25 protein-coding genes and 2 pseudogenes are annotated in these 26,286 nt (G+C 71.4%); 14 read left to right on the plus strand and 13 right to left on the minus strand.

The features are described 5' to 3' along the window. Nucleotides 1-124: 124 nt before the first annotated feature. On the plus strand, nucleotides 125-1,102 hold the full coding sequence (gene galE, locus ACIA8R_RS23515) for a UDP-glucose 4-epimerase GalE (RefSeq protein ID WP_397040333.1): 978 nt from the start codon (nucleotides 125-127) through the stop codon (nucleotides 1,100-1,102). Nucleotides 1,103-1,182: 80 nt separating this feature from the next. On the opposite strand, the gene ACIA8R_RS23520 is transcribed toward galE, so the two are convergent. Genes ACIA8R_RS23520 through ACIA8R_RS23530 form a run of 3 tightly spaced genes read right to left on the minus strand, consistent with a single transcriptional unit; the run spans nucleotide 1,183 to nucleotide 3,752 of the window. Then, on the minus strand, nucleotides 1,183-2,067 hold the full coding sequence (locus ACIA8R_RS23520) for a hypothetical protein (protein ID WP_397040335.1): 885 nt from the start codon (nucleotides 2,065-2,067) through the stop codon (nucleotides 1,183-1,185). 46 nt (nucleotides 2,068-2,113) lie between these two features. Beyond that, nucleotides 2,114-2,905 (minus strand): hypothetical protein, encoded by a 792-nt coding sequence (locus tag ACIA8R_RS23525; protein ID WP_397040337.1) that lies wholly within the window; start codon nucleotides 2,903-2,905, stop codon nucleotides 2,114-2,116. Between the two features lie 31 nt (nucleotides 2,906-2,936). Continuing rightward, the gene (locus ACIA8R_RS23530; protein ID WP_397040339.1) at nucleotides 2,937-3,752 is read right to left on the minus strand and encodes a hypothetical protein; all 816 of its coding nucleotides are present in this window, start codon (nucleotides 3,750-3,752) and stop codon (nucleotides 2,937-2,939) included. A 353-nt stretch (nucleotides 3,753-4,105) separates the two neighbouring features. Here ACIA8R_RS23530 and sucC point away from each other — a divergent pair, with 353 nt between their 5' ends. The 3 genes from sucC (at nucleotide 4,106) to ACIA8R_RS23545 (ending at nucleotide 8,006) form a co-directional block, all read left to right on the plus strand. Beyond that, on the plus strand, nucleotides 4,106-5,287 hold the full coding sequence (gene sucC, locus ACIA8R_RS23535; protein WP_364086025.1) for an ADP-forming succinate--CoA ligase subunit beta: 1,182 nt from the start codon (nucleotides 4,106-4,108) through the stop codon (nucleotides 5,285-5,287). A 3-nt stretch (nucleotides 5,288-5,290) separates the two neighbouring features. Further along, complete coding sequence (gene sucD, locus ACIA8R_RS23540; RefSeq protein ID WP_125644468.1) at nucleotides 5,291-6,166, plus strand: succinate--CoA ligase subunit alpha; 876 nt, start codon at nucleotides 5,291-5,293, stop codon at nucleotides 6,164-6,166. A gap of 190 nt (nucleotides 6,167-6,356) precedes the next feature. Then, nucleotides 6,357-8,006, plus strand: coding sequence for a DUF6350 family protein (locus ACIA8R_RS23545; protein WP_357707785.1), 1,650 nt, complete (start codon nucleotides 6,357-6,359; stop codon nucleotides 8,004-8,006). Here the strand turns inward: ACIA8R_RS23545 and ACIA8R_RS23550 are convergent. Next, nucleotides 8,003-8,422, minus strand: coding sequence for a hypothetical protein (locus tag ACIA8R_RS23550; RefSeq protein WP_357707783.1), 420 nt, complete (start codon nucleotides 8,420-8,422; stop codon nucleotides 8,003-8,005). The genes ACIA8R_RS23545 and ACIA8R_RS23550 overlap by 4 nt on opposite strands. A 76-nt stretch (nucleotides 8,423-8,498) precedes the next feature. On the opposite strand from ACIA8R_RS23550, the gene purN reads away from it, so the two are divergent. From purN to ACIA8R_RS23565, 3 genes are all read left to right on the plus strand, one after another. Then, nucleotides 8,499-9,128, plus strand: coding sequence for a phosphoribosylglycinamide formyltransferase (gene purN / locus ACIA8R_RS23555; RefSeq protein WP_364086033.1), 630 nt, complete (start codon nucleotides 8,499-8,501; stop codon nucleotides 9,126-9,128). Continuing rightward, nucleotides 9,125-10,666 (plus strand): bifunctional phosphoribosylaminoimidazolecarboxamide formyltransferase/IMP cyclohydrolase, encoded by a 1,542-nt coding sequence (gene purH / locus ACIA8R_RS23560; protein ID WP_364086036.1) that lies wholly within the window; start codon nucleotides 9,125-9,127, stop codon nucleotides 10,664-10,666. The genes purN and purH overlap by 4 nt, the downstream gene beginning before the upstream one ends. A gap of 139 nt (nucleotides 10,667-10,805) precedes the next feature. Continuing rightward, nucleotides 10,806-10,982: a hypothetical protein gene (locus ACIA8R_RS23565; protein WP_357707777.1), complete on the plus strand. Its 177-nt coding sequence runs from the start codon at nucleotides 10,806-10,808 to the stop codon at nucleotides 10,980-10,982. A 30-nt stretch (nucleotides 10,983-11,012) separates the two neighbouring features. On the opposite strand, the gene ACIA8R_RS23570 is transcribed toward ACIA8R_RS23565, so the two are convergent. Continuing rightward, on the minus strand, nucleotides 11,013-11,912 hold the full coding sequence (locus ACIA8R_RS23570) for an ROK family protein (RefSeq protein ID WP_357707775.1): 900 nt from the start codon (nucleotides 11,910-11,912) through the stop codon (nucleotides 11,013-11,015). Nucleotides 11,913-12,155: 243 nt separating this feature from the next. Here ACIA8R_RS23570 and ACIA8R_RS23575 point away from each other — a divergent pair, with 243 nt between their 5' ends. Together ACIA8R_RS23575 and ACIA8R_RS23580 are read left to right on the plus strand one after the other, a co-directional pair. Next, a complete protein-coding gene (locus ACIA8R_RS23575) occupies nucleotides 12,156-13,001 on the plus strand; it encodes a bifunctional methylenetetrahydrofolate dehydrogenase/methenyltetrahydrofolate cyclohydrolase (RefSeq protein WP_357707774.1) in 846 nt (281 codons plus the stop codon). 73 nt (nucleotides 13,002-13,074) lie between these two features. After that, the gene (locus tag ACIA8R_RS23580; protein ID WP_357707773.1) at nucleotides 13,075-14,226 is read left to right on the plus strand and encodes a C45 family peptidase; all 1,152 of its coding nucleotides are present in this window, start codon (nucleotides 13,075-13,077) and stop codon (nucleotides 14,224-14,226) included. 6 nt (nucleotides 14,227-14,232) lie between these two features. On the opposite strand, the gene ACIA8R_RS23585 is transcribed toward ACIA8R_RS23580, so the two are convergent. From ACIA8R_RS23585 to ACIA8R_RS23605, 5 genes and pseudogenes are all read right to left on the minus strand, one after another. Further along, nucleotides 14,233-15,801: a thiamine pyrophosphate-dependent enzyme gene (locus tag ACIA8R_RS23585; RefSeq protein ID WP_397040343.1), complete on the minus strand. Its 1,569-nt coding sequence runs from the start codon at nucleotides 15,799-15,801 to the stop codon at nucleotides 14,233-14,235. Between the two features lie 5 nt (nucleotides 15,802-15,806). Continuing rightward, nucleotides 15,807-16,247, minus strand: a pseudogene (locus ACIA8R_RS23590) (ATP-binding cassette domain-containing protein); the annotation flags it as partial. A 53-nt stretch (nucleotides 16,248-16,300) separates the two neighbouring features. Next, the gene (locus tag ACIA8R_RS23595) at nucleotides 16,301-16,894 is read right to left on the minus strand and encodes an ABC transporter permease (protein WP_397040345.1); all 594 of its coding nucleotides are present in this window, start codon (nucleotides 16,892-16,894) and stop codon (nucleotides 16,301-16,303) included. A gap of 226 nt (nucleotides 16,895-17,120) precedes the next feature. Continuing rightward, a pseudogene (locus ACIA8R_RS23600) lies at nucleotides 17,121-17,324 on the minus strand (ABC transporter substrate-binding protein); the annotation flags it as partial. Further along, nucleotides 17,279-17,716: an ABC transporter substrate-binding protein gene (locus ACIA8R_RS23605; RefSeq protein ID WP_397040347.1), complete on the minus strand. Its 438-nt coding sequence runs from the start codon at nucleotides 17,714-17,716 to the stop codon at nucleotides 17,279-17,281. The gene ACIA8R_RS23605 and the pseudogene ACIA8R_RS23600, both read right to left, overlap by 46 nt. Before the next feature lie 100 nt (nucleotides 17,717-17,816). Between ACIA8R_RS23605 and ACIA8R_RS23610 the strand changes: the two genes are divergently transcribed. After that, the gene (locus ACIA8R_RS23610) at nucleotides 17,817-18,587 is read left to right on the plus strand and encodes an IclR family transcriptional regulator C-terminal domain-containing protein (protein WP_397040349.1); all 771 of its coding nucleotides are present in this window, start codon (nucleotides 17,817-17,819) and stop codon (nucleotides 18,585-18,587) included. Between the two features lie 14 nt (nucleotides 18,588-18,601). On the opposite strand, the gene ACIA8R_RS23615 is transcribed toward ACIA8R_RS23610, so the two are convergent. Together ACIA8R_RS23615 and ACIA8R_RS23620 are read right to left on the minus strand one after the other, a co-directional pair. After that, complete coding sequence (locus ACIA8R_RS23615) at nucleotides 18,602-19,474, minus strand: MurR/RpiR family transcriptional regulator (protein ID WP_357707767.1); 873 nt, start codon at nucleotides 19,472-19,474, stop codon at nucleotides 18,602-18,604. After that, on the minus strand, nucleotides 19,459-20,889 hold the full coding sequence (locus ACIA8R_RS23620; RefSeq protein ID WP_364086057.1) for a glycoside hydrolase family 3 N-terminal domain-containing protein: 1,431 nt from the start codon (nucleotides 20,887-20,889) through the stop codon (nucleotides 19,459-19,461). Before ACIA8R_RS23620 ends, ACIA8R_RS23615 begins: the two co-directional genes overlap by 16 nt. A gap of 88 nt (nucleotides 20,890-20,977) precedes the next feature. Between ACIA8R_RS23620 and ACIA8R_RS23625 the strand changes: the two genes are divergently transcribed. Further along, nucleotides 20,978-22,507 (plus strand): glycoside hydrolase family 10 protein, encoded by a 1,530-nt coding sequence (locus ACIA8R_RS23625; RefSeq protein WP_397040351.1) that lies wholly within the window; start codon nucleotides 20,978-20,980, stop codon nucleotides 22,505-22,507. 237 nt (nucleotides 22,508-22,744) lie between these two features. On the opposite strand, the gene ACIA8R_RS23630 is transcribed toward ACIA8R_RS23625, so the two are convergent. Then, nucleotides 22,745-23,392: an FHA domain-containing protein gene (locus ACIA8R_RS23630; RefSeq protein ID WP_125644444.1), complete on the minus strand. Its 648-nt coding sequence runs from the start codon at nucleotides 23,390-23,392 to the stop codon at nucleotides 22,745-22,747. A 181-nt stretch (nucleotides 23,393-23,573) separates the two neighbouring features. Between ACIA8R_RS23630 and ACIA8R_RS23635 the strand changes: the two genes are divergently transcribed. From ACIA8R_RS23635 to ACIA8R_RS23645, 3 genes are read left to right on the plus strand one after another with little or no spacing between them, the layout of a single operon-like run. Next, a complete protein-coding gene (locus tag ACIA8R_RS23635) occupies nucleotides 23,574-24,695 on the plus strand; it encodes a citrate/2-methylcitrate synthase (protein WP_357707762.1) in 1,122 nt (373 codons plus the stop codon). Continuing rightward, nucleotides 24,692-24,991, plus strand: coding sequence for a DUF3017 domain-containing protein (locus ACIA8R_RS23640; RefSeq protein ID WP_397040353.1), 300 nt, complete (start codon nucleotides 24,692-24,694; stop codon nucleotides 24,989-24,991). Before ACIA8R_RS23635 ends, ACIA8R_RS23640 begins: the two co-directional genes overlap by 4 nt. Before the next feature lie 53 nt (nucleotides 24,992-25,044). Beyond that, nucleotides 25,045-26,262, plus strand: coding sequence for an NADP-dependent isocitrate dehydrogenase (locus ACIA8R_RS23645; protein WP_397040354.1), 1,218 nt, complete (start codon nucleotides 25,045-25,047; stop codon nucleotides 26,260-26,262). Nucleotides 26,263-26,286 lie beyond the last annotated feature (24 nt).

The following is a 26,286-nucleotide window of genomic DNA, read 5'->3' on the forward strand; positions in this document are numbered from 1 at the left end:
GAAATGTCGCACGGCTAGGCCGACATGACCAGCGGGAGACCGGCCCGGCCTCCCCGCAGGCCGGGCGTCATGAAGATCATCGTCAGGGCGCGCGGCCCTCGCGGGGGGCCCGTAGGGTGCGGGGATGCGCGTATTGATTACCGGTGGGGCGGGCTACATCGGCAGCACGATCGGGTCGGCGTGCCTCGACGCCGGCATCGAGCCCGTGATCCTCGACAGCCTCGTGACGGGCCGCAGGGAGTTCGCCGACGGACGCATCTTCTACGAGGGCGACGTCGGCGACGGCGCCCTCGTCGACAAGATCTTCGCCGAGCACCCCGACATCGAGGCCGTCGTCCACTGCGCCGCCCTGATCGTCGTGCCCGACTCCGTCGCCGACCCGGTCGGCTACTACCGCGCGAACGTCGCCAAGAGCCTGGAGTTCACCGACCACCTGCTGCGCAACGGCTGCGAGCGGATGGTCTTCAGCTCGTCCGCGTCGATCTACCGCACCGGCGAGGACCACACCGTCGACGAGGACTCGCCGCTCGCCCCGCAGAGCCCGTACGCGCGGACCAAGGCGGTCTGCGAGGGCATGTTCGCCGACATCGCCGCCACCCGCCCGATCCGCATCCTGTCCCTGCGCTACTTCAACCCGATCGGCGCCGACCCGGCCATGCGCACGGGCCTGCAACTGCGCCGTCCCAGCCACGCCCTGGGCAAGATGATTGAGGCGTACGAGGAGGGCGTGCCGTTCCGGATCACCGGCACCGGCTACCCGACGAGCGACGGCACGGGCATCCGCGACTACGTCCACGTCTGGGACCTGGCCGCCGCGCACGTGGAGGCGCTGCGCCGGTTCGACTCCCTGGACGCCGACGTGATCAATCTCGGCACCGGCGTCGGCACGACGGTCCGGGAGCTGGCCGAGGCGTTCAACCGGGTGGTCGACCGGCCGATCGACGTGGTCGAGGCGCCCGCCCGGCCCGGTGACGTGGCGGGGGCGTACACGCGCAGCGACCGGGCCCGCCGGCTGCTCGGCTGGGAGGCCCGGTTCACGGTCGAGGAGGGCATCAGGCACTCGCTGGAGTGGGCGTCCCTGCGCGACTCCCGCCTGACCTGACCTGCCCGCCGGTCGTCCCGGAAGGGCCGGCTCCGCGCCTCTCCCGCCAAGCGGCGACGGGAGAGGCGCGGAGCGCGGTACTACTTGGCGACGCTGACGCCGAACGGCAGGTCGAGGGAGGAGATGTCGTCCTTGCCGTTGTCGAACTCGCTGGAGACGTCCTCAGCCGTCGGAGCCTTGATCGACACGGCGCCGCCCCAGCCGGTGAAGCGGGTGTCGACCCGCACGCCGTCCTTCGCCGAGCCCGAGCCCGTGATCGCGGCCTGCGGGAACGTGGACACCAGGCGGACCGGCAGGCCGGCCGCGTTCAGGGTGAGCTTCCAGGTGATGACGCTCTTCAGCGCCTTGGCCGTGGGCTTCGGGTCGAGCGCGCTCGCCCGGTACCAGGGCGAGACCTTCCGCAGGTCGCGGACGGTGATCGTGCCCGCGTAGCCGCCGCTCACCGGCTTGGCGGTCTTGAGCAGGGTCTTGAGCGTGGCCTGCTCGGCGACGTTCACCGGCTGGCCGAAGGTGCCGGTGAGGCCGCCCGTCGGGCCGTTCGGGGCCTTGAACCAGGTCTCGCCCTCCGGCAGGACCGTGCTCCACAGGCCGCCGGACAGGTACGACGTGGTGCCGATCCGGATCGTGCGCTCGGGCCTGGCCAGGGCCTTGAGCTCCTCCGGAGCCTCGTCGCCCAGGTCGGACACGGAGATGTTCAGCTTGCCCGTGATGTCCGAGGCGGCGATGCCGGACTTGCTGAACTGGAAGGTTCCCGTGCGGCGGACGAAGACCTCGCTGCGCGCACCGTCGGTGACGGTGACGCGCTCGCTGAACTTCATCCCCTTGCCGGGCACGAGCTGCTTCTTGACGGCGGCCACGGGGTTCTTGGGCGCCGCCGCCTGGGCGGGGGTGGCCAGCAGCGCGGGGGTCGCGGCCACCAGGGCGGCGGCCGTCGCCAGCGCGACGCCGGTGAGGGTTCGCTTCATGTGCGGTTGTCGTCCTTGGATTGAGGGGGGATGAAAGCTCGACGGTCTACTTGCTCAGACCGAGCGAGCTGGTGGAACCTTCGGGGATGTCCTCGAAGGCGGTGAGGAGCTCCGCCATCGTGGCCTCGTCGGCTTCTTTGGAGGAGATCACGTCGTCCTCCGAGGGCGCCTTGATCGTGATCTTCGCGCCCCAGCCGGTGAACCGGGTCTCGACGGCGGTTCGCGTCCAGTCCTTGCCACGGCCGGCTCCGGTATCGGTGTCGAGCCGGGTCGGCAGGCCCGCGGAGTCGAGGCCGAGCAGGTAGGAGAACGGCCCGCTGCCTCCGGAGCCGAGCGCCCCGGCCTCCTTGGCCGTGAGCGAGCCGCGGTGCAGCCCGCCCGTGACGCTCTTGGCATGGGCCACCAGCGATCGCAGCACCCTGGGCTTGAAGACGTCGACGCCCGCCAACGAGACGAGGGGCTCGCCCTCGAACGCCATGAGCACCCACGTCTTGCCCATGGGCAGCCGGTCGAGCATCAGCGGCGACTGGAAGTAGAAGCGTCCGCCGACGCTGACGACGCGCATCCAGTCGGTGGAGGCGGCATCCTTGCCCATGCTCCTGACCATGAGGTCGGAGGCGACAACGCCCGACTTGCCGAACTCCACGGACCCGGTGATCCGCGTGGTCTCCCGAAGGCTGGGTCTGTCCGACGTCGTGCGCATCGTCTCGGAGATCGTCACGCCGTGGCCGGGGACGAACTGCCGCTTCAGTGCCGTGCCCGGGTCCGCGGCCGCCTGTGCGGGGACGGCCGGGAGGAGAGCCGCGGCCGTCACCGCGGCCGCGAGCATTCGTTTCATGAACTTCCTCGGAAAAAGGGACCCTGCGGGGCTACCTGACGTTGCCCAGCGAGTTGAGCGAGCCGTCCGGGATGTCCTGCGGGACCGTGCTGTCGTCGCCGAGCTCGGAGACGTCGGCGACCTCGTCGGCCGGCGGGGCCTTGACCTTGACCTTGGCGCCCCAGCCGGTGAAGCGGGTCTCGGTCGTGCTGTGGCTGGCGCCGAGGATGCCGTAGTCGAGGGTCCAGTCGCTGACGACCCTGGTGACCAGGCCCTGGGAGTTCAGGGCGAGCAGGTAGGAGACCTCGACCTTGGCGACCTTCTTGTCGACGGGCTGGCCGTAGATCTTGCCGAGCTCCTTGACCGTGAGCGAGCCGCGGTAGATGCCGCCCTTGGTGCTCTTGGCGTGGGAGACGAGGGCCTTCAGCACCTTGGGCTCGAAGACGTCGAGCATCTGGTTGGAGTTGCTGATCCTGATGCCGGTGTCGGGGTAGCGGACCCACTTCTTGCCCTCGGGCAGGCCCTCGCTGTAAAGACCGCCCTGCGCGTATACGTGCTTGCCCACAGTGATCATCCGGGACGGCATCAGCGACGCGAACACGTCGGAGTTCTTGCCGGCGCTGTGATTCCTCACGTCCGAGGCGACGATTCCGCCCTTGCCGAACTCGAAAACGCCGGTCGTCTTCGTGGCGCCGGTGCTCTTGCCGTCCAGCGAGGAGCGGGACGTCTCGGTGAACCGCACGCCGTGCCCGGCGACGTACTGCTTCTTCAGCGCCTTCGCCGGGTCCACGGGCCCGGCCTGGGCCGGGGTCGCGGTGACCAGCGCCGCCGCGGAGGCCAGGGCCAGGCCCGCGATAATTCGCTTCATCCGATTCCTTCAGATCAAGAATGAGGGGAGCAGGAATCCTGCCAATTGAAGATCACGACCATATATCGAGAGACACCGCATAAGGCAGCGAATTGGTGCACTTTCGGTGCAGAGTGGGACATGGTGAAGTGAGATCACCGTCACATAGCGGAAGAACCGTGCCCCGATGACCTGTGCAGGTCAAGCTTGGGGCTAGGCTTCACTGGCGGAAACGCCCGGCACGCACCCCTGAGCGTAGGAGCTCGCCGTGAGAGAGCAAGGCACGAAGCCGACACGAGCGGCGAGCGGACGCGACCGTCAGCGCAGTTGCCCGGGCCGTCGAACATCAGTCGGATAAGCAAGGACGGACCCTCGTGGACCTGTTCGAACATCAGGCGAAGGAGCTCTTCGCTGACTACGGCATCCCGGTGCCACGCGGCATCGTCGCCAACACCGTGGAGGAGGTGCGGGCGGCGGCTGAGGAGCTGACCGGCCGCGTTGTCGTCAAGGCCCAGGTCAAGACCGGCGGTCGCGGCAAGGCCGGCGGCGTGAAGGTGGCCGACGACGCCGCCGACGCCGTCGAGAAGGCCACCGCCATCCTCGGCATGGACATCAAGGGCCACACGGTCCACAAGGTGCTCGTGGAGGAGGCCAGCGCGATCGCGGAGGAGTACTACTTCTCCTTCCTGCTCGACCGCGCCAACCGGACCTTCCTCGCGATCTGCTCCGCCGCCGGCGGCATGGACATCGAAGAGGTCGCCCACAGCACGCCCGAGAAGGTCGCCAAGGTGCCGGTCTCGGCCCTCGACGGCATCGACCGCGCCAAGGCCCGTGAGATCGCGGTGGCCGGCGGCCTGCCCGAGAAGTCGCTCGACGGCGCCGCCGAGCTCATCGAGAAGCTGTGGCACTGCTTCGTCGACGAGGACGCCACGCTGGTCGAGGTCAACCCGATGATCCTGTCGGCCGACGGCCAGGTGAAGGCCCTCGACGGCAAGGTCACCCTCGACGAGAACGCCGGCTTCCGCCAGGCCGACCACGAGGCGCTGGCCGACAAGGCCGCCGAGGACCCTCTGGAGGCCAAGGCCAAGGAGAAGGACCTCAACTACGTCAAGCTCGACGGCAACGTCGGCATCATCGGCAACGGCGCGGGTCTGGTCATGTCCACCCTCGACGTGGTCGCCTACGCCGGTGAGGCGTACCCCGGCAAGCCGTCCCCGGCGAACTTCCTCGACATCGGCGGCGGCGCCTCGGCCGAGGTCATGGCCGCGGGCCTGGAGATCATCCTCTCCGACCCGAGCGTCAAGTCGATCTTCGTGAACGTCTTCGGCGGCATCACCGCCTGCGACGCCGTCGCCAACGGCATCGTCTCGGCGTTCAAGCTGCTGGAGAGCCGCGGCGAGGCCGTGACCCACCCGCTGGTGGTCCGCCTCGACGGCAACAACGCCCTGCTCGGGCGGCAGATCCTGGCCGACGCCGCGCTCCCGCGGGTCGAGCTGGTTGACACGATGGACGACGCGGCCAAGCGGGCCGCCGAGCTCGCTGCGGTAGGTGCGTGAGTCATGGCTATCTGGCTGACCGAGAACAGCAAGATCATTGTTCAGGGCATGACCGGCGGTGAGGGCACCAAGCACACCCGCCGCATGCTCGCCTCCGGCGCGAAGGTCGTCGGCGGCGTCAACGCCCGCAAGGCGGGCATCACGCACGAGGGCCTGCCCGTGTTCGGCACGGTGAAGGAGGCCATGGAGCAGACCGGCGCCGACGTGTCGGTCGTCTTCGTGCCGCCGGCCCACACCAAGGCCGCCGTCAAGGAGGCCGTCGACGCGGAGATCCCGCTCTGCGTCGTGATCACCGAGGGCATCCCGGTCCACGACTCGACCGAGTTCTGGGCGTACGCGGTGGCCAAGGGCAACAAGACCCGCATCATCGGTCCCAACTGCCCCGGCATCGCCTCGCCCGGCGCGTCCAACGCCGGCATCATCCCCGCCGACATCACCACCGCCGGCCGCATCGGCCTGGTCTCGAAGTCCGGCACGCTGACCTACCAGCTCATGTACGAGCTGCGCGACTTCGGTTTCTCGACCGCGGTCGGCATCGGCGGCGACCCGGTCATCGGCACCACGCACATCGACGCGCTCCAGGCGTTCCAGGACGACCCGGACACCGACGCGATCGTGATGATCGGTGAGATCGGCGGCGACGCCGAGGAGCGTGCCGCGGCCTACATCGAGCAGCACGTCACCAAGCCGGTCGTGGCCTACGTCGCGGGCTTCACCGCCCCCGAGGGCAAGACGATGGGCCACGCCGGCGCCATCGTCTCCGGCTCGGCCGGCACCGCCCAGGCCAAGAAGGAGGCCCTGGAGAAGGTCGGCGTCCGCGTCGGCAAGACCCCCTCCGAGACGGCCCGCCTGATGCGCGAGATCATGCAGTCCCGCTAGTCACGCGTGGAAAAGCCCCGCCTGGCCGCCGCCATGCGGGGCTTTTCCATGTCCGGGGGCCGTCGGGGCGGCGCGTAAAGGGCTGGGCAAGGGGGTGGGACGCGTTCGCGGGGGTGTCTCGGTGACAAAGTGGACCCGCTGCGGCGCGTCAACCAAGCGATGGTTGGGAAAGATTGAGAAAATCACATCTGTGACGGCCATTCTCGACCAGTTGCGTACCGCCCCCAAGTCGGTGCTCGGCAAGCTCCCCGGGGTCTCGACCGACGACGACGAGACGAGGCGGCCGCTACCCGTGTCAGGGATGCTCGCCGCCGCCTGCACGCTGGGCGTCGGCCTGGCCGTGCTCACCACGCTCACCCTCGTCGGCTGGATCGCCGCGCCGCGCGGCACGCTCGGCGCGGGCCTGCCGGGGGTGTTCCGCGCCGCGGCGCAGCTCTGGCTGGCCGCGCACCACGCGGGGTTCGCGATGCCCGGCGGCCGGGTCGGGCTGCTGCCTCTCGGGCTGATGGTGCTGCCCGCGTTCCTGCTCTACCGCGCCGGCCGGTGGATGGCCCGCGACGCCGACCTGCGGCTGCGCCTGCCCGCCCGGCTGCCCAAGAACAGCCCGCGCGAGCAGGCCAACGCCCGCCGCCGCGCGCAGCTCGTGCTGGTCGGCCAGGCCGGCGTCTCGCTGGCGGCCCCCTACGCGTTGCTGGCCGGGCTGATCGCGCTGGTGGCGAGCAACGAGATCACCCAGCCGTTCATCGGCGAGGCGCTGCTCAGCCACTTCGTGCTGGCCTTCCTGGCGGGCTCGCTGGCCACCGCGCGCATGATCGGCCCGTGGCGGATCATGCTCAAGCTGCTGCCCGAGCGGCTGCGGGCCGTCACGGTCGGCACGGCGGTCGCCACCACGGCGCTGCTGGCGTCCGGGCTGGGGCTGGTGCTGGTCGCGGTCGTGCTGAACTTCGGGCAGGTCAGGGAGTTGTCGGACGTGCTCGCGCCGGGGTTCGTCGGCGGCGTGCTGCTGTTGCTGCTCCAGCTCCTCTACCTGCTCAACGCCGTGATCTGGGCCTCCTCGTACATCGCCGGCCCGGGCTTCGCCATCGGCGCGGACACGCTGGTCGCCCCGACCGGCGTCCAGCTCGGCACGGTGCCCAGCCTGCCGATGCTGGGCGCGCTGCCCGAGAGCGGGCCCGTGCCCGCGTGGATGATGGCGGTGATCGCGCTGCCGTTCGCGGCGGGCGCGGTGGCGGGCGTGTTCGTGGCCCGCATCTCGCCCTCGCACTCGTACGAGGCCGCCCCCCTGTGGGGCTTCCTGACCGGCGTCTCCACCGGCCTGGTCGCCGGCCTGCTGGCCGCGCTGTCCGGCGGGCCCATCGGCGGCGGCCGGCTGTCGGCGATCGGCCCGTCCCCGTGGGAGGTGGCGTTGTCGGTGGCCCTGGAGGTCGGCGTGGCCGCCGGCATCTCGGCGGGCGTGGCCAACCTGCTGCTGCTCAACAAGAAGGCCCGCGCGCCGCTCGACAAGGCCGCCGCGCCGGTCCGCAAGGCGGGCGCGGCCATCGCCAAGGCGGCCAGCAAGGTGGGCCTGGCCGAGTCCGACCCGCGCCCGCTGCCCGGCCACTGGATGGACGCCACCGAGGCCGACACCCAGGAGATCCCGGTCATCAGGGACGACTGGCAGGACGAGCACGCCTCCGCGGAGGCCGAGACCCTGGCCCAGGCCCGCCCGCGCCCGGCCGGGACCACGCCCGGCGGCCCCGGCGACCCGGCCCGCCCGCCGCGCAAGGACATCGTGGACGAGTCCGACGACCGCGGCGGTCACGTCATCTACGTCGACCCCTACGCCTGGGACCGTGACTAGGGCTGCATCGCCCCGAGCAGCTGGAGGACGTCGGGCGGCAGCTTGCGCTGCGCCGCGTCACGGAACTGGGTGAAGCACTCGCCCTGGGCCGAGACCGTGCCCGCGCCCTTCATGCACTCCTGGTAGGCGGAGTACTCGTCCATCAGGTAGAGCTGCATCCCCGTGGCCATCGCCGACAGGGCCAGCGCGATGGAGGAGATGGTGATGCCGCCGACGGCCGTGCCCGTGGGCTTGTGGGCGCCCCTCAGCCGAGGCAGCGCGCGGACCCCGGACATGAGCGCGAACAGGGCCATGACCAGGCCGGCGAGCGGCAGCATGAACGTCATGGCCAGCGCCGCGATGGACAACCAGATCGCACGGCGACCCGCTGAATCGGCGGGCTGCTGGCCCGCCGGTGCCTGCACCGGTGTCGACACCTGACCTCCTCTGCGTCGCCGGGCGAGGAACAGATACCCTGTCAGCCCCACCCTGTTTCCATTCTTTGGAGTGTGCGTGTCAAAGGCTGGGCGGCTCGTCGTCCTCGTCTCCGGCTCTGGAACCAACCTACAGGCCCTGCTGGACGCTTCCGCCGACCCGGCGTACGGTGCGCGGGTGGTGGCTGTGGGCGCGGATCGGGACGGCATAGAAGGCCTGGCCAGGGCCACCAAGGCAAATGTCCCGACATTTGTTGAAAAACTGAGCGATCATGCGACCCGGGCGGACTGGGATGCCGCCCTCGCCGCCGAGATCGCATCGTACGAGCCCGACCTGGTGGTGTCGGCGGGCTTCATGAAAATTTTGGGTGCGCCCACGCTCGACGCGTTCCCCGTGCTCAACACCCATCCGGCGCTGCTGCCGTCCTTCCCGGGCGCCCACGGCGTGCGCGACGCGCTGGCCCACGGGGTGAAGGTGACCGGCTGCACGGTGATGCTGGCCGACGCGGGGATCGACACCGGGCCGATCGTCGCCCAGGAGGCGGTGCCCGTGCTGCCGGATGACGACGAGCCGGTCCTGCACGAGCGCATCAAGACCGTCGAGCGCCGCCTGCTCGTCGACATCGTCGGCCGGATGGCCCGTGAGGGCTGGACGGTCAGCGGACGAACCGTCCGCATCGGCAACCAATCAGGAGGGGAAAGCACGTGACTCGCATCGCCATCCGGCGCGCGCTGATCGCTGTCTACGACAAGTCCGGGCTCGAAGAGCTGGCCAGGGCACTCGACGGCGCCGGCGTGGAGATCGTGTCGACCGGCGGCACGGCCGCCGCGATCGCGTCCCACGGGATCCCGGTGACCAAGGTGGAGCAGCTCACCGGGTTCCCCGAGTGCCTCGACGGCCGGGTCAAGACGCTGCACCCGCGCGTGCACGCCGGCCTGCTGGCCGACCTCACCAAGCCGCACCACGTGGCCCAGCTCGACGAGCTGGAGATCGACCCGTTCCAGCTCGTGGTGGTCAACCTCTACCCGTTCCAGCAGACGGTGGCCTCCGGGGCCTCCGACGAGGAGTGCGTCGAGCAGATCGACATCGGCGGGCCCGCGATGATCAGGGGCGCCGCCAAGAACCACGCCACCTGCGCGGTCGTGGTCGACCCCGCCGCCTACGGCGACGTGCTCACCGCGCTGGACGAGGGCGGGTTCACGCTGCACGAGCGCCGCCACCTGGCCGGTGTCGCCTACGCCCACACCGCCGCCTACGACGTGGCCGTGGCCAACTGGTTCGCCGGGCCGTACGCGGGCGGGGAGGAGTTCCCCGAGTTCACCGGCACCGCGTACGAGCGCAAGGCGACCCTGCGCTACGGCGAGAACCCCCATCAGCGCGCCGCCCTCTACACCTCCGGCTCGGGCGGCCTGGCCAACGCCGAGCAGCTCCACGGCAAGGAGATGTCCTACAACAACTACCTCGACTCCGACGCGGCCTGGCGGGCGGCCTGGGACTTCGCGGAGCCGTGCGTGGCGATCATCAAGCACCAGAACCCGTGCGGCATCGCCGTCGGCGCCGACGTGGCCGAGGCCCACCGCAAGGCCCACGCCTGCGACCCCGTCTCGGCCTACGGCGGCGTGATCGCGGTCAACCGCGAGGTCACCGTCGAGCTGGCCCGGCAGATCGCCGACGTGTTCACCGAGGTCGTCGTGGCCCCCGGCTTCAGCGCGGAGGCGCTGGAGGTGCTGCGGGCCAAGAAGAGCCTGCGTCTGCTGCGCTGCCCGGAGGGGCCGTCCCAGCCGCTGGAGTTCCGCCGCATCGACGGCGGCCTGCTGCTGCAGGCGGTCGACAGGATCGACGCCGGCGGCGACGACCCGTCGGCGTGGGAGCTCAAGACCGGCGCGGCGGCCTCGCCGGAGCTGCTGGCCGACCTGGCCTTCGCCTGGCGCGCCTCGCGCTCGGTGAAGTCGAACGCCATCCTGCTGGCCGCCGACGGCGCCACGGTGGGCGTGGGCATGGGCCAGGTCAACCGGGTCGACTCCTGCCGCCTCGCGGTCAGCCGGGCGGGGGAGCGGGCCGCGGGCTCGGTCGCCGCCTCCGACGCGTTCTTCCCGTTCCCCGACGGGCCGCAGGTGCTGATCGAGGCCGGGGTCAAGGCGATCGTGGAGCCCGGTGGCTCGATCCGGGACCAGGAGGTGATCGACGCCTGTGAGCAGGCGGGCGTCACCCTCTACTTCACCGGAACCCGCCACTTCTTCCACTGATCGCCGGTTGATACCGGTTGATCATATAAAGGGCGACAAGAGATCACTTGTCGCCCTTTATCCGTTTTCGGCGGCGAGCATCGGCCCGGCCCGGTTACCCTGATTGCCGCCCTGCCGTGCTCATTCCCCCGGAGTCCCCATGCTCGACGCGACCCTGCACGCCTTCGTGACCATGAACGGTTTCTCGACCAGCCCGTTTGTCCTCCTGGTCTTCGCCTTCGTGGGCGCGTACCTCGGCAGCCGCGTCGTCGAGCTCATCCCCTTCACCCGGCGGATCATCGAGCGCCGCGAGGCCCGCTTCGCCGAGCGCGACTGACCGGACAGGCGCCAGGCGAGCCGGGCGGGACTAGCTCGACAGGCGCCACGCGAGCCGGGCGGCCCCGGCCAGCCCCGCGCGCACGCCCAGCGTGGTCGGCCGCACCCGGACCGACCGGACGAACGCCAGCCCCGCCACGTCGTCGAGCGCCCGCTCCAGCGGGCCGAAGAGCACCTCTCCTGCCGCCGACACGCCGCCGCCGATGACCACGGTGTCGAGCTCGACCGCGGCCGCCGTGGAGGCGATCATGCCCGCCAGCGCCCTGGCGCCGCGCTCGAAGGCCGCCACGGCCACCGGATGCCCGCCGGCCGCGTCGGCGGCCAGCGCCCTGGCGTCGCGGTCGCCGACGGGCGCCCAGCCGCTCTCCAGGGCCCAGCGGGCCAGGTTGGGGCCGCTGGAGTAGCGCTCGACGCAGCCCCGGCCGCCGCACTCGCAGCGCTCGCCGCCCGGATCGACGCTCATGTGGCCGACGTGCCCGGCGTTGCCCGCCGGGCCCAGGAGCGGCGCGCCGCCGATCACCAGGCCGCCGCCGATGCCGGTGGACACGACGACTCCGAGCAGCGAGGTGCTGCCCTGCCCGGCGCCCAGCCAGTGTTCGCCGAGCGCCATGCACTGGGCGTCGCCGGCCAGCACCACCGGCAGGCCGGTCAGCCGCCGCAGCTCGTCGCGCAGCGGGAAGCCGCGCCAGCTCGGCATGTTCACCGGGCTCACGGTGCCGGTGGTGAGGTCGAGCGGGCCCGCGCAGCCGACCCCGACGGCGTGCGGGGGCGGGCCCCCGCCGGTCACCTCCGCGACGAGGTCCTTCAGGGCGGCCATGACGTCGGCCCGCGGCGTGGGCCGGGTGGCCGGACGCAGGACGGAACCGGCCTCGTCGACCAGCGCGGCGGCGAGTTTGGTCCCGCCGATGTCGACGGCGAGTACGCACCTCATCCGCGTACGGGGTGGCCGGGCCGGCGGCGACCGCCGAGGCGTGGCAGGGGGGAGCGGGCAGGCAAGGGGAACCTCCGTCTGGCGTGCTGTCGGCGCCACGATATGTCTTTCCTTGATCGATGACAACGATGTCATCGTTACCCTGTGGACAACGGAGGCCGTCTGCCTCCCATCTGTGGAAAAACTGTGGACGAACGCGCGGCCGGTGCCGGCGGGCCGGGGAGTCGTGGAAGGATTGACGGCATGAGCGCAGTGAAACTCGACGGCAAGGCGACAGCCGCCAGGATCAAGGCAGACCTCGCGACCCGGGTGGCCGCGCTCAAGGACCGTGGCATCACGCCCGGCCTGGGCACCGTCCTGGTGGGCGACGACCCCGGCAGCCAGATCTACGTCGCGGGCAAGCACCGCGACTGCGCCGAGGTCGGCATCGCCTCCATCCGCGTCGACCTCCCGGCCACCGCCACCCAGAAGGACGTCGAGGCGGCCATCGACGAGCTCAACGCCTCCCCGGCCTGCACCGGCTACATCGTCCAGCTCCCGCTGCCGAAGCACCTCGACACGATGGCGCTGCTGGAGCGCATGGACCCGGCCAAAGACGCCGACGGCCTCCACCCGGTCAACCTCGGCCGCCTCGTCCACATGGTCGACGCGCCGCTCCCGTGCACCCCCCACGGCATCGTGCTGCTGCTCCAGGCGTACGACGTGCCGATCAAGGGCGCCGACGTCGTCGTGGTCGGCCGTGGCATCACCGTCGGCCGCTCGCTCGGCCTGCTGCTGACCCGCCGCAGCGAGAACGCCACGGTGACCCTCTGCCACACCGGCACCGAAGACCTGGCCGCCCACGTGCGCCGCGCCGACATCGTCGTGGCCGCGGCCGGCGTGCCCGAGCTCATCACGCGTGACATGGTCAAGCCCGGGGCGGCCGTCCTCGACGTGGGCGTCTCCAGGGTCCACGGCAAGATCGCCGGCGACGTGGCCCCCGACGTGGAGGAGGTCGCCGGCTTCCTCACCCCCAACCCGGGCGGCGTCGGCCCGATGACCCGCGCGCTGCTGCTGTCCAACGTGGTGGAGGCCGCCGAGCGTTCCTGAGCGGTGGGATGAAGCCCTGATGGGGGGAATGGGAAGAAGAGCGAGCCCCACCCCCATCACGGAAGGCCGATTCATGGACACCCCGCTCATCGCTGTCGAGGGCACCTACGAGGAGATGGGGGCCGCGATCGGCCACCAGACCGCCGACCTGGTCGCGCGGAGCGTCGAGACCTACCTGCGGCGCTTCCGCGACAAGTCGGGGCTCTCCGCCGCCGACGTGCTGCGCTGGGGCCAGACCTTCCTCGACGTGGCCAGGGCGTACGACGCGAGCATCGCCGCCATGCTGGAGGGCCTCGCGGCGGGCGCGGGCCGGCCGGTCGAGCACATCGCGGCGCTCAACGCCCGTACCGAGCTGCTCGACGGCACCGGCTACCACGACGACGGCTGCACCTCGGTCGCCGTCCTGCCCAAGTACACCCGCGACGGTCACACCCTGCTCGCCCAGAACTGGGACTGGCATCCCGAGCAGGGCGCGGTCACCTTCCTGCTGGCCACCCGCGACACCGAGGGGTTCGCGGTGCTCACGCTGGCCGAGGCGGGCATGCTGGCCAAGTCGGGGCTCAACTCGGCGGGGCTCGGGGTGTGCGCGAACCGCCTGCAGTCCGACCGCGACCACGCCGGGGCGGGGGTGCCGTACCACTATCTGCTGCGCGGGGTGCTGCAGTCGGAGCGGATGAGCCGGGCCCACCGCAAGGTGCTCGATGTGCCGCGCGTCTCCTCGGGCAACCTGCTCATCGCCGACGCCGGAGGCGAGGCCATCGACCTGGAGGTGGCGCCCGGCGCGTTCGGCGCGCTGCTGCCGCGCGACGGCCTGCTCACCCACGCCAACCACTTCGAGGCCGAGCTGCCGTTGGAGGACATGAAGGCGGCCCGGTCCGGCCTGACTCTGCTGCGCCCCGAACGCGTGCGCCACCTGCTGGAGGACACCGCCGCCGAGCGCGCGGTGGGCCTGGAGCACGTCGTCGCCGCCCTGCGCGACCACTACTCCTTCCCCGACGGCGTCTGCCGCCACCTCGACCCCGACGCCACCCTGGCCGAGCAGTGCCGCACGGTCTACTCCGTCGTGATGGACCTCGACGCCCGCGAGCTGTCGATCGCCGGCGCGCCGCCGTGCGCCCGCCCGTACGAGCGATGGTCCCTGGACGAGGTGTTCAAGCCGGACGCCACCCCCGAGCTCTGCTTCGACCCCACGACCGACGACGGGCGGCGTCCTTCGGCCTGGTGAGCCCGCTCAGGGCTGGAAGTCCGGGTCCACGGTCACGGCGACGTCGAGCAGCAGCGGCTCCTCGCGCCCGGCCAGCGACGGGATCACCTCGTCGAGCGCGGCTGCCAGCTCGGCGGGGCCGTCCACCCGCCGGGCCGGGCAGCCCAGCGACCTGGCCAGCGCACCCATGTCCACCTCGGTGAACGGCGGCCAAGGGGCCTTGCCGCCCTGCCGGTCGGCCAGCCGGTCCATGACCGCATAGCGGCCGTTGGCGAGCACGACGAACAGCGCGCCCACCCGGTAGTGGGCGGCGCTCCACAGGGCGTGCACGCCGTAGAGCGCCGAGCCGTCGCCCACGACCGCGACCACCGGACGTCCGGGCAGCGCCATACGCAGGCCGACCGCGGCGGGCACGGCGAACCCGAGCCCGCCCATGGCCGCCGAGACGAAGCCCAGCGGGTTCCTGGCCGGGACCAGCCGGTGCAGGTCAGGACGGGACGACGGGGTCTCCTCCAGCAGCACGACGTCGCGGGGGAGCCGCCGGGCCAGCTCGCGCAGCACGTACGCGGCCCGCATCGGCTCCCCGCCGGGCACCTCGGGAACCGGGGCCACGTCCACCGGAGCGGGGGAACGGGCGGGCACCAGGACCGCCAGGCGCTCGCAGACGGCTCCCGGCGGGGCCAGGACGGCCAGGTCGGCCGCGCTCCGGTGCGCCTCGGCCGGGTCGTCGGTGACCACGGCGACCGCCGTCCCCGGCTCGACGAGCGGCCCCGGCGCGTACGGGTACTGCCGGAACACCGGCGCCCCCACGGCCAGCACGACGTCGTGCGGGGCGAGCGCGGCCCGCAGCCGCCCGCGGTCGGCCGGCAGCACCCCGGCGTACTGGGGATGGTCCTGCGGGAACCCCGCCAGCGCCCCGAACGACTCCTGGAACACCGGGCACGCCAGCCGCTCGGCCAGCTCCACCAGCGGCCCCCACGACGCCCCCGCGCCCGCCACGATCGCCGGGGACCGCGCCCCGGCCAGCAGCTCGGCCAGCGGCGCCAGGCCGGCGTCCGGCACCGCGGCGGGCCGCAGCACCCGGACGGGCGCGGCCGGGGTCTCGCCGGCGAAGGGCGCGTCCCAGTCGTCCATGGGCACCACGACCAGCGCCGGGCCCCGGTGCGTGACCGCCTCGTGGAAGGCCCTGGCCAGCGCGCCGGGCACGTCCTGCGCCCGTACCGGCTGGTCCGTCCACACCGGGTAGTCGCCGGCCAGCCCGGCCAGCCGCCCGGCGAGGAACGGCTCCAGCGCCAGGTGCCGCCGGTCCTGCTGCCCCACCAGGACGACCAGGGGCACCCGGTTCACCCGGGCCGTGGCCAGGGCGCCCACCGCGTTGCCCAGCCCGGCCGTGGTGTGCAGCACGGCCAGCGCGGGCCCGGCCTGCCCGATCGCCCAGCCGGTGGCCAGGCCGACGACCGAACCCTCGTGCAGCGCGAGCACGAAGCGGAGGTCGTCCGGCAGGCCGGTCAGCAGCGACACCTCGGTCGATCCGGGGTTGCCGAAGATCGTCGTCAGTCCGTACCGGCGCAGCACCTCGAACGCCGCTGCCCTCACTGTGCTCACTGTGCCCCTCTCGCCTGCTGGATCCGCCGGTAGACCTGCCCGCGCAGCTCGCCGAACCGCGGCAGCGACCGGGTGGTGAGCTGGTCGCGGTCGCGCGGCAGGTCGATCGTGAGGTCCTCCATGACATGCGCGTCCACGGCGGCGAACGGCTCGTCCATGAGCAGCACCTGCGGCTCGTACGCCACGGCCCGCGCGATGGCGACGCGCTGCTGCATGCCGCCGGAGAGCTGCCAGGGATGCGCGTCGGCCACGTCGGCCAGCCCGACGGCCGTCAGCGACCCGGTCACCAGCTCGTCCCGCCGCGCGCGCGGCACCCGCTTCTCCTTCAACGGCAGCTCGACGTTCTGCCGCACGGTCATCCAGGGGAACAGGCTGCGGCCGTACTCCTGGAAGACCACGGCCATGCGCGGCGGCGGCCCGGTCACCGGCTCGCCGGCCGCCCACCACACCAGCACGAGCACCGCGGGCAGCGCGACCAGCCGGAGCGCCCTCACGCCGCCGCCTCCGAGCGCACGGCCGGATGCCAGGCCAGCACCCGGCGTTCGAGCAGCCGCACGGCCGCGTTGACCACGATGCCGACGCACCCGGCGACCACGATCAGCGCGTACACGGTGGGCACGGCCCCGCTGCTCTGCGCCACCTGGATCTCCGCGCCGAGCCCCGGGCTGCCGATCACCAGCTCGGCCGTCACCGCCAGGATGAACGCCACCGCCGCCGCCAGCCTGAGCCCGGTCATCACGTACGGCAGCGCCGTCGGCCACACCAGGTGCCTGATCCGCGACCAGGCCGACAGTCCGTACGAGCGCGCGGTGTCGTGGGCGACCGGATCGACGGCGGCGACGCCGTACAGGACCTGGACGAGCACCTGCCAGAAGGCGGCGTACACCACGAGCAGCAGCGTCGAGCCCAGCGAGGCGCCGAACAGCAGCGTGGCCAGCGGCACCAGCGCGACCGACGGGATCGGCCGCAGGAACTCCACCGTCGAGCCGGTCAGCGCCCGCAGCCCCGGCACGGTCCCGATCAGCACGCCCGCCGCGACCGCCGCGCAGAACGCCACGGCCAGCCCCAGCGCCCAGCCGCGCATGGTCTCGCCGAGCGTCGATCCTCTTCGTCAGCACGCCGTCGGCCAGCGCCAGGTCGGCGATGGTCTGCACGGACGCCTTGTTCACCTCGACCGGCCACCGCGGCAGGTTGATCTTCGCGATCACCTCGGGCGCGATCTTCGTGTACGTCCCGAGGATCTGCCGCACCTCGTCGGGGTGGCCGTCGGCGTACTCCAGCGACTTGCGCATCGCCGCCGTGAACCGCCTGGTCAGGCCGGGGTCGGTTCGGCCGGTGGTGAAGTACATGGCGACGGTGAGGTCGGGGGCGGCGTCGGCGAAGTTCCAGGCCACCGGCCGCGCTCCCTGGCTGATCGCCTGGCTGACGAACGGCTCGACCACCCAGATGGCGTCCACCCGGCCGCTCTTCAGGGCCGCGGGCGCGTCGGGGAAGGGCAGCTCGACGAACTCGATGCCGACCTGATCGGGCTGCCCGGCTCGACCAGCACCGCGCTGAAGTCCTCGCCCTGCCGTCCGGTCGAGGAGACGCCGTTGGCCACCACCTTGACGTCCAGGCCCTGCTGCTTGGCGGTCAGTAGCGAGGTGGTGTTGGCGAAGGCGAACTGGAACTGGCCGCCGACCGCCCCGGAGATGCCGGCCGCGCCGCCCTGCACAGGGGGGATCGTCAGGTCGATGCCCTGCTCGGCGAAGAAGCCCTTGGACCTGGCCAGGTGGATGGGCGCGGTGTCCACGATCGCGATCACTCCGGCGTTGACCTCGTCCTTGCCTTCCGTCCGCGTACCCGGCTGCGTGCCGCCGCAGGCGGTCACGAGCACGGCGGCGAGGATGATCAGAGCGCGACGCACGGCTGCTCCCAGGTGTTCGCTATGCGCACAGGTATTCTCTGTCCGAACAGCTCGGTATGGCGGAAACTACGCCCTTGTCGGCTCCTGTCAAGGGATCACCATGGTCGATCATGTGCAGTCGCCGGCCAGAGGGCTCGCGGTGATCCGCGCGTTCAGCGCCGCGGCGCCCGAGCTGACGCTCAGTCAGGTAGCGCGGGCGACCGGCCTCAGCCGCGCCGCCGCCAGGCGCTTCCTCATCACGCTCGCCGACCTCGGCTACGTGCGCGGCGACGGCCGGCTGTTCGCGCTCACCCCCCGCGTTCTGGAGCTGGGGTACGCCTACCTGTCCGGCCTGTCGTTGCCCGAGGTCGCCGGACCCCACCTGGAACGCCTGGCAGCCGAGGTGCACGAGTCCGCCTCGGTCGCGGTCCTCGACGGCGAGGACGTCGTCTACGTCGCCCGCGTCGCCACCGCCCGGATCATGAGCGTGTCGATCAGCATCGGCACCCGCTTCCCGGCCTACTGCACGTCGATGGGCCGGGTGCTGCTGTCCGCCCTGCCGCCCGCCGGCCTGGAGGACTACCTGGGACGCGCCGCGTTACGCGAGCTGACCTCCAGGACCGTCGTGCGGCCCGCCGCGCTGCGGGCCGAGCTGGAGCAGGTGCGCCTGCGCGGCTGGGCCATGGTGGACCAGGAGCTGGAGGAGGGCCTGCGGTCCGTCGCCGCGCCCGTACGCGACCACGCCGGCCGTACGGTCGCCGCCGTGAACGTCTCCACGCACGCCGGCCGTACCAGCCTGCACGAGATCAGGCAGGGACTGCTGCCGGAGCTCCTGGCCACGGCGGCGCGCATCGAGGCCGACCTGGTGAAGGTCTCGGTCACCCGCGTCTGACGCCCGGTCCTCCCTCACCGGTTGCGGTAGCGGTCGGTGGCGTCGCGGGTGGCGCGGATCGCCGCCTCGGCCCGGTCGTAGGTGCGCTGGGCCAGGCCGACGAAGATGCAGTCCACGATCAGGAGCTGGCTGATCCGGCTGGCCAGCGCGCCGGGCCGGAAGGCGGTCTCCCGGCCGGCCGACACCAGCGTGTGGCTGGCCAGGTCGGCCAGCGACGAGCGCGGGTTGTTGGTGATGGCCACGATCAGCGCCCCCGCCTCGGCCGCCGTACGGGCCGGGACCAGCACGTCCGGCGTCTCGCCGCTGCAGCTGATGGCCACCGCCACGTCGCCGTCCCGCAGCAGCGCGGCGCTGGTCAGGGCCAGATGGGCGTCGCTGAACGGGTGGCTGGACAGGCCGATGCGCAACAGTTTCTGCGACATGTCGGCGGCCACCAGCCCCGAGGCGGCCACGCCGTAGACGTCCACCCGCCGGGCCATCGCGATGGCCTGGACGACCTCGCCGAGCTGGTCGGGGTCGAGCTGCGCCGCCGTGTCCGCCAGCGCGTCGGACTCCGCCCGCGCCACTTTGGCGATCACGTCGGTCAGCGGGTCGTCGGGGGCCAGGTCGCCGGGCACCAGGCGTTCCGGCTGCTTGGCCACGGCGGCGGCCAGCGCGAAGCGCATCTGCGAGTACCCGGCGAAGCCGAGCGCCCGCGCGGTGCGCACGATCGTGGCCTCGCTGGTGCCCGACACCGCGCTGAACTCGGTGATCGTGCTCCGCACGACCAGGCCGGGGTCGTCCAGGATGATGCGCCCGATGGCCTGCGCCGCCGGGGTCAGCGACGGCAGCACCGCGCGCACGGTGGCGACCGGGTTCACGGGCTCGGCGCTCAACGGGTCAGCCATTCGGCCGCCGCCTGCGCGGAGACGCGGGAGATGCCGTGCGTGGCGAGGTGGGCGGCCCCCACGGGCGCGTCGCTGATGCCGGTGTCCACCACGATCGCGTCGGGCCGGACGGCCAGCGCCCGCGCCAGCGCCTCGCGCACCCACGGATGCCGGGCGGCGTCGTGCACCACGAGCACCACGGGCCGGTCGTCGAAGGCGGGCAGCGCGCCGTCGCGGTCGAGGCGCACCCTGTCGGTGTTCGGCAGCCGGGCGGCCAGCGCCGCCGTGATGCCGGTCGGCGTGGCCGGATCGACCGCCTGGCTGAGCCGGGTGTTGACCTCCACGACCAGCGGGGCCCGGTCCAGCACGGCGGAGCCGGTCGTGGTCAGCGCGGCCCTGGCGGCCTCCAGGCCGACGCCCTCGTCGATGTCGGCGCGGGCCTTCTCGCGCAGCGCGGACCGCTCGGCGTACCAGGTGGACAGGGCGAGCACCCGCTCGGCCGCCTCGGCCAGCCGCTCCTCCGCCAGCGTGCCCGAGCGCACGGCCGCGACGACGGCGTCGCGCATCTCGTGCAGGCTCCGCTCGTCGGCCCGGCCGGCGCAGATGACGTCGACGCCGGCGGCCAGCGCGCGCACCGCGATCTCGCCGGGGCTGAACATGGCGGCCACCGCCTGCATCTCGATCGCGTCGGTGACGACCACGCCGTCGAAGCCGAGCTCGCCCCTGAGCAGCTCGGTCAGGGCGCTGTGGCTGAGCGTGGCCGGCATCGACGGGTCGAGCGAGGGCACGAGCAGGTGGCCGGACATGATCGTGCGTACGCCGTGCGCGATGGCGGCCCGGAACGGCGGCAGGTCGCGTTCGTCCAGCACCGCCCGCGAGGCGTGCACGGTGGGCAGCGCCAGGTGGGAGTCGGTGATCGTGTCGCCGTGCCCCGGGAAGTGCTTGGCGCAGGCGGCCACGCCCGCGCCCTGCACCCCGGCCACGTACGCGACCGTGTGCCGGGCGACCAGCTCGGGATCGGGCCCGAACGACCGCACGCCGATGACCGGGTTCTCCGGGTTGGCGTTCACGTCGGCGGAGGGGGCGTAGTCGAGGGAGATGTCGAGCTCGGCGAGCATCCGGCCGATCTGCCGGCCGACCCGCTCGGTGAGGTCGACGTCGTCGGCCACGCCCAGCGCCCGGTTGCCGGGGAAGGAGCTGCCCGCGGCCACTTCGAGCCGGGTGACCGCGCCGCCCTCCTCGTCGATCGCGACGATCGCGCCGGGGTTCTCGGCGCGCACCGAACGGACGAGCTCCTCGCCGATGGAGTTGCGGGCGAACAGGATGACACCCCCCAGGCCCTCGCCCAGCGCGCGGCGCAGCCAGTCGGGAGGCGACGTCCCTTCGAACCCCGGCTGGAGCACCGTCATCGCAAGTCGGACCAGCTCTGCGCTCATGCGGCATTTTCCTTCACGGTTGTTGATCTGAAGGTAATTTTCTGTCATCGTCGCCCTCGACACAACCATTGTCGAGAGGCCACCCCCCATGCCCAGCAGAAGGACTCTCCTGAAGGGTCTCGCTCTCGCCGCCGCAGCGTCCGCCGTGCCGCTGCCGGCCTTCGCCCAGGCCGACTACGTCCCCCCGCTGCGTCAGATGCGCGGCATGTGGATCGCTTCCGTGGTCAACATCAACTGGCCCTCGAAGCCGGGGCTGAGCGCCGACGAGCAGAAGGCCGAATACCTCGCCTGGCTCGACGTGGCCGTGCAGCGCAAGCTCAACTCCGTGTTCGTGCAGATCAGGCCGACCGCCGACGCGTTCTGGCCGTCGCCGTTCGAGCCCTGGTCGCAGTACCTGACCGGCACCCAGGGCCAGGACCCCGGCTACGACCCGCTCGGGTTCGCCGTCGAGGAGACCCACAAGCGCGGCCTGGCCTTCCACGCCTGGTTCAACCCCTACCGCGTGTCGATGCAGCCCGACCCCAGCAAGCTGCACCCGGACCACCCCGGACGCAAGAACCCCGAGTGGATCCTCCCGTTCGGCGGCAAGCTCTACTACAACCCGGGCATGCCCGAGGTCCGCAAGTTCTGCCAGGACGCGATGATGGACGCGATCACTCGCTACGACATCGACGGCCTGCACTTCGACGACTACTTCTACCCGACCAACACCACTGCTTTCGACGACAGCGCCACGTTCGCCAAGTACGGTGCCGGCTTCCCCGACCTGGCCTCCTGGCGGCGCAACAACGTCGACCTGATGGTCAGCGAGATGCAGCAGCGCGTCCTCCAGGCCAAGCCGGAGATCGCCTGGGGCATCAGCCCGTCGGGCATCTGGCGCAACAAGGGCACCGACCCGCTCGGCTCCGAGACCAACGGCGGCCAGTCCTACGACAACCTGCACGCCGACACCCGCGGCTGGGTCAAGAAGGGCTGGCTGGACTACATCGCGCCGCAGCTCTACTGGTACATCGGGCAGCCGCCGGCCGACTACTCCAAGCTCGTCCCGTGGTGGTCCGACGTGGCCGCGGGCACGAACACGCTGCTGTGGATCGGGCAGGCCGCGTACAAGGCGGGCGACCCGGCCCAGGTCGCCGAGTGGCAGAACCCGGCCGAGCTGTCGAAGCACCTGACGCTCAACCGCGCCCACCCCGAGGTCGGCGGCGACATCTGGTACAACGCCAACGACGTCAAGGTGGACAGGCTCGCCTCCATCACGACCACCGTCAACGACCACTACCAGCGGCCCGCGCTCGCGCCCGTGCTGCCCCGCCTGGCGAACGGCGAGCCGCCGCGCCGCCCGGTGGTGGCGTACGCGCTGCGCCGCAACGGCGGCGTCGAGGTCCGCGTGGTCGCCACCGGCCGGAACGAGCCGTTCCAGTTCGCGATCTTCCGCTTCCCGGGCGAGGCCGGCCAGAACGCCTTCGCCGACGCCCGCAACCTGGTCGCCGTCGTGCCCGGTGACCGGCAGATCCGCTGGACGGACCCGGACGGCAAGCGCGGCGACCACTACTACGCGGTCGCCGTCGACCGGGCCAACAGGACCAGCCAGGCCAGCCACGGGTTCCGGGTGATCTGAAATACGCCGGTAAGGAAACGTTCATCTCCGGCGCCGCGCGCATGGCTGACCAGCGCGCGTCGCCGGGACGTTTCCCGACCGGCGACAAGCACGGCACGCGTGCCGCAGGCCTTTTCGGTCCGCGGTCACCCGCCCTCGCCCGTTCCGCGCCCAGCAGGGATGGGCACGGTGATCTGTCGATGGTTCCGACGCTGCCGGAACCCCTCGCCGAAGCCCCGGTCGCGATCCGGCTCCCTCTTAGGAAGCCCTCCTACCGGCCGCCGACGGCTGCTCAGCCGCGGCGCCCGCCGACCGCTGTGGTGGCACCACAGGGGTCGGGCGCACCAGCCCGAGCGCGACGACCTCGTTGGCGAGGCGCGTGCGGCGGTTGGTGCCCTCAGGAATCCTGAACTTCTGGTACAGCCGCAGCAGGTGTTGCTTGACCGCGGCTTCGGTCACGACCAGGTCGTCGGCGATCTCGCGCGCCGTCGCCGGAGCGACGAACGCCTCGTCGGACAGCGCCGGCCTGCAGAGCGAGGTCAGCACATCGACCTCGCGCCTGGTCAGCTCGGGCGCCGCCGCCCTGCGCAGCTCGACCTCGGGGGTGAAGTCCTCACGGGGGACTCCACCGATGCGACCCCGCGCCGCGCCGAACGAGACGACGTCGCCGTCGTCGAGGACCCTCCGGGCGATCGGCCTGCCGTTCACCCGTGTGCCGTTGCGGGACAGGCCCAGGTCAACGACGTACAGGTAGGGTCCTCGTCTGACGAACTCGGCATGGAGTCGAGACACACTGGGGTCGGTGAGCCGGATGTCCACACCCCGGCCTCTCCCGACCGTCGTGATCTCGGGGCGCAACGGGACCACGTCGCCGGTGTCCTCGATGCGTATGAACGGCCCCTCCACGGCAGTTCCTCCCCAGGTAGCCCGCCGTAACTATTACTACAGCTCCGGCTTACCCAACCGAGGGGATGCGGAATCTCCTTTGCCGAAAGGAGAATCCGTCGTGAAATTGGTCTGGACCTCTGCGGACGGTTTTACCTGCTCACGGGTAGACTTCGGAGGAAGATAAGCGGAGGAATCACTCATGGCGGACAAGCCCACGAAAGGCCTGGCCGATGTCGTCGCCGCGTCCACAGCGCTGAGCGACATCGACGGCAAGGCCGGTCGCCTCTTCTACCGTGGATACGACATCCACGACCTGGCCGGCCGAGCGACGTTCGAGGAGACCGCGTACCTGCTGCAGTACGGCAAGCTGCCCGGCCGGGCGGAGCTGGAGGCGTACGGGGCCGACCTGGCGCAGGGCAGGGAGCTCGGCGCGCTGGTCGCGGCGAACGTCGCCGAGATCGCCGAGAAGCAGAAACCCATGGAGGCGCTCCGCTCGCTCGTCTCCCTCTCCGGCGCCGACGACCCCGACAAGGACTCCACCGCCCCCGACGCCAACCTGCGCAAGGCGGCGCGCCTGACCGCGCAGCAGCCCGTGCTGGTCGCCCGCTACCACGCCGCCCGCACCGGCGGCGCGGTCCCCGAGGCCGACCCCGGGCTGAGCATCGCCGGGAACTTCCTGCTCCAGGTCACCGGCCGCGCCCCCGAGGCGCGCGCGGTCGAGATCTTCGACGAGTGCCTGGTGCTGCACGCCGACCACACGATGAACGCCTCGACGTTCGCCGCCCGCGTCTGCGCCGCGACCCTGTCGGACATGCACTCGGCCATCGTCGCGGCCATCGGCACGCTCAAGGGCCCCCTGCACGGCGGCGCGAACGAGCAGGTCATGAAGACGCTGGAGTCGATCTCGCCGGGCGGGGTGGCCCAGGCCGTACGCGACAGGCTCGCCGCGGGCGAGAAGATCATGGGCTTCGGCCACCGCGTCTACAAGACCGAGGACCCGCGCGCCACGCATCTGCGCCGGATGTCGGCCGAGCTGGCCGAGTCCACCGGCGACGACACCTACTACCGGATGTCCAAGGAGATGGAGGAGGTCGTCTTCGAGACGAAGGGCCTCTATCCGAACGTCGATTTCTACGCGGCGTCCGTCTACCACTACCTTGGCATTCCGACGGACCTGTTCACCCCCGTCTTCTCGATCAGCCGCATGTCCGGCTGGACCGCGCACGTGATCGAGCAGCATGCCGACAACAGGCTGATCCGGCCCGACAGTGAATACATTGGCGAGCGCGATCAGAAGTGGAAGCCAATAGAAGAGCGTTGAGCCGAGAGAACGAACGCGAACGTTGGGGACCGTTCCCGCTGATCCTGGCGGGAGCGGCCGTCACCGTGCTCGTGATCCTGCTGGTGGACCCACGCTGGGGCGGGTTCGCGCTGGGTGGCGTGCTGATGGTCGCCGCCGCGCTCCGGTTCGCCGGATTCGACGGGCAACTGGCCGTCCGCGACAGGAGGACGGACGTCATCACGCTGACCGCGTTCGGCTTCCTGATGGCCCTGACCTCGCTGGCGCTGTACAACAACGCGTTCAAGGCCTGGCTTCTGTCCCTTTTGGCCGGTTGACGGGACGGTCCGATAGCCTCAACGCATCCATTCATTGAAGGGGAACCATTCGCATGCCCAAGATCAAGGTGGAGGGTCCGGTCGTCGAGCTCGACGGCGACGAGATGACCCGGATCATCTGGCAGTTCATCAAGGACCAGCTGATCCTTCCCTACCTCGACGTCGACCTGAAGTACTACGACCTGGGGATCGAGTACCGTGACTCGACGGACGACCAGGTCACCATCGACGCCGCCAACGCCATCAAGAAGTACGGCGTCGGTGTGAAGTGCGCCACCATCACCCCGGACGAGGCGCGGGTCGAGGAGTTCGGGCTCAAGAAGATGTGGAAGTCCCCCAACGGGACCATCCGCAACATCCTCGGCGGCGTGATCTTCCGTGAGCCGATCATCATGTCGAACGTGCCGCGGCTCGTGCCCGGCTGGACCAAGCCGATCGTCGTCGGCCGTCACGCGTTCGGCGACCAGTACCGCGCCACCGACCTGAAGATCCCCGGCGAGGGCACCCTGACCCTCACGTACACGCCGAAGGACGGCTCCGAGCCGATCGAGATCGACGTGTACGACTTCCCGGGCAGCGGCGTCGCCATGGCGATGTACAACCTCGACGAGTCGATCCGCGACTTCGCCCGCGCCTCCATGCGCTACGGCCTGGCCCGCAACTACCCGGTCTACCTGTCGACGAAGAACACCATCCTCAAGGCGTACGACGGCCGCTTCAAGGACATCTTCGCCGAGGTCTTCGAGGCCGAGTTCAAGGCCGACTTCGACAAGGCCGGGCTCACCTACGAGCACCGCCTCATCGACGACATGGTCGCCGCGGCGCTCAAGTGGGAGGGCGGCTACGTCTGGGCCGCCAAGAACTACGACGGCGACGTGCAGTCCGACACCGTCGCGCAGGGCTTCGGCTCGCTCGGCCTGATGACGTCCGTCCTCATGACCCCCGACGGCCAGACCGTCGAGGCCGAGGCCGCCCACGGCACCGTCACCCGCCACTTCCGCGAGCACGAGAAGGGCAACCCCACCTCCACGAACCCGATCGCCTCGATCTTCGCGTGGACGCGTGGCCTGGCCCACCGCGGCAAGCTCGACAACACGCCCGCCGTGACCGACTTCGCCAACAAGCTGGAGCAGGTCTGCATCGAGACCGTCGAGAGCGGTCAGATGACCAAGGACCTCGCCCTGCTGGTCGGCGGCGACGCCAAGTGGCTCACCACCCAGGACTTCCTGGCCGCCCTGGACGAGAACCTCAAGAAGAAGATGTCTGCTTGAGAAAAAGCGGCCTCTACCTGCAGC

It is taken from the genome of Nonomuraea sp. NPDC051191, assembly GCF_044455665.1.
In the GTDB taxonomy this organism is placed as follows: domain Bacteria; phylum Actinomycetota; class Actinomycetes; order Streptosporangiales; family Streptosporangiaceae; genus Nonomuraea.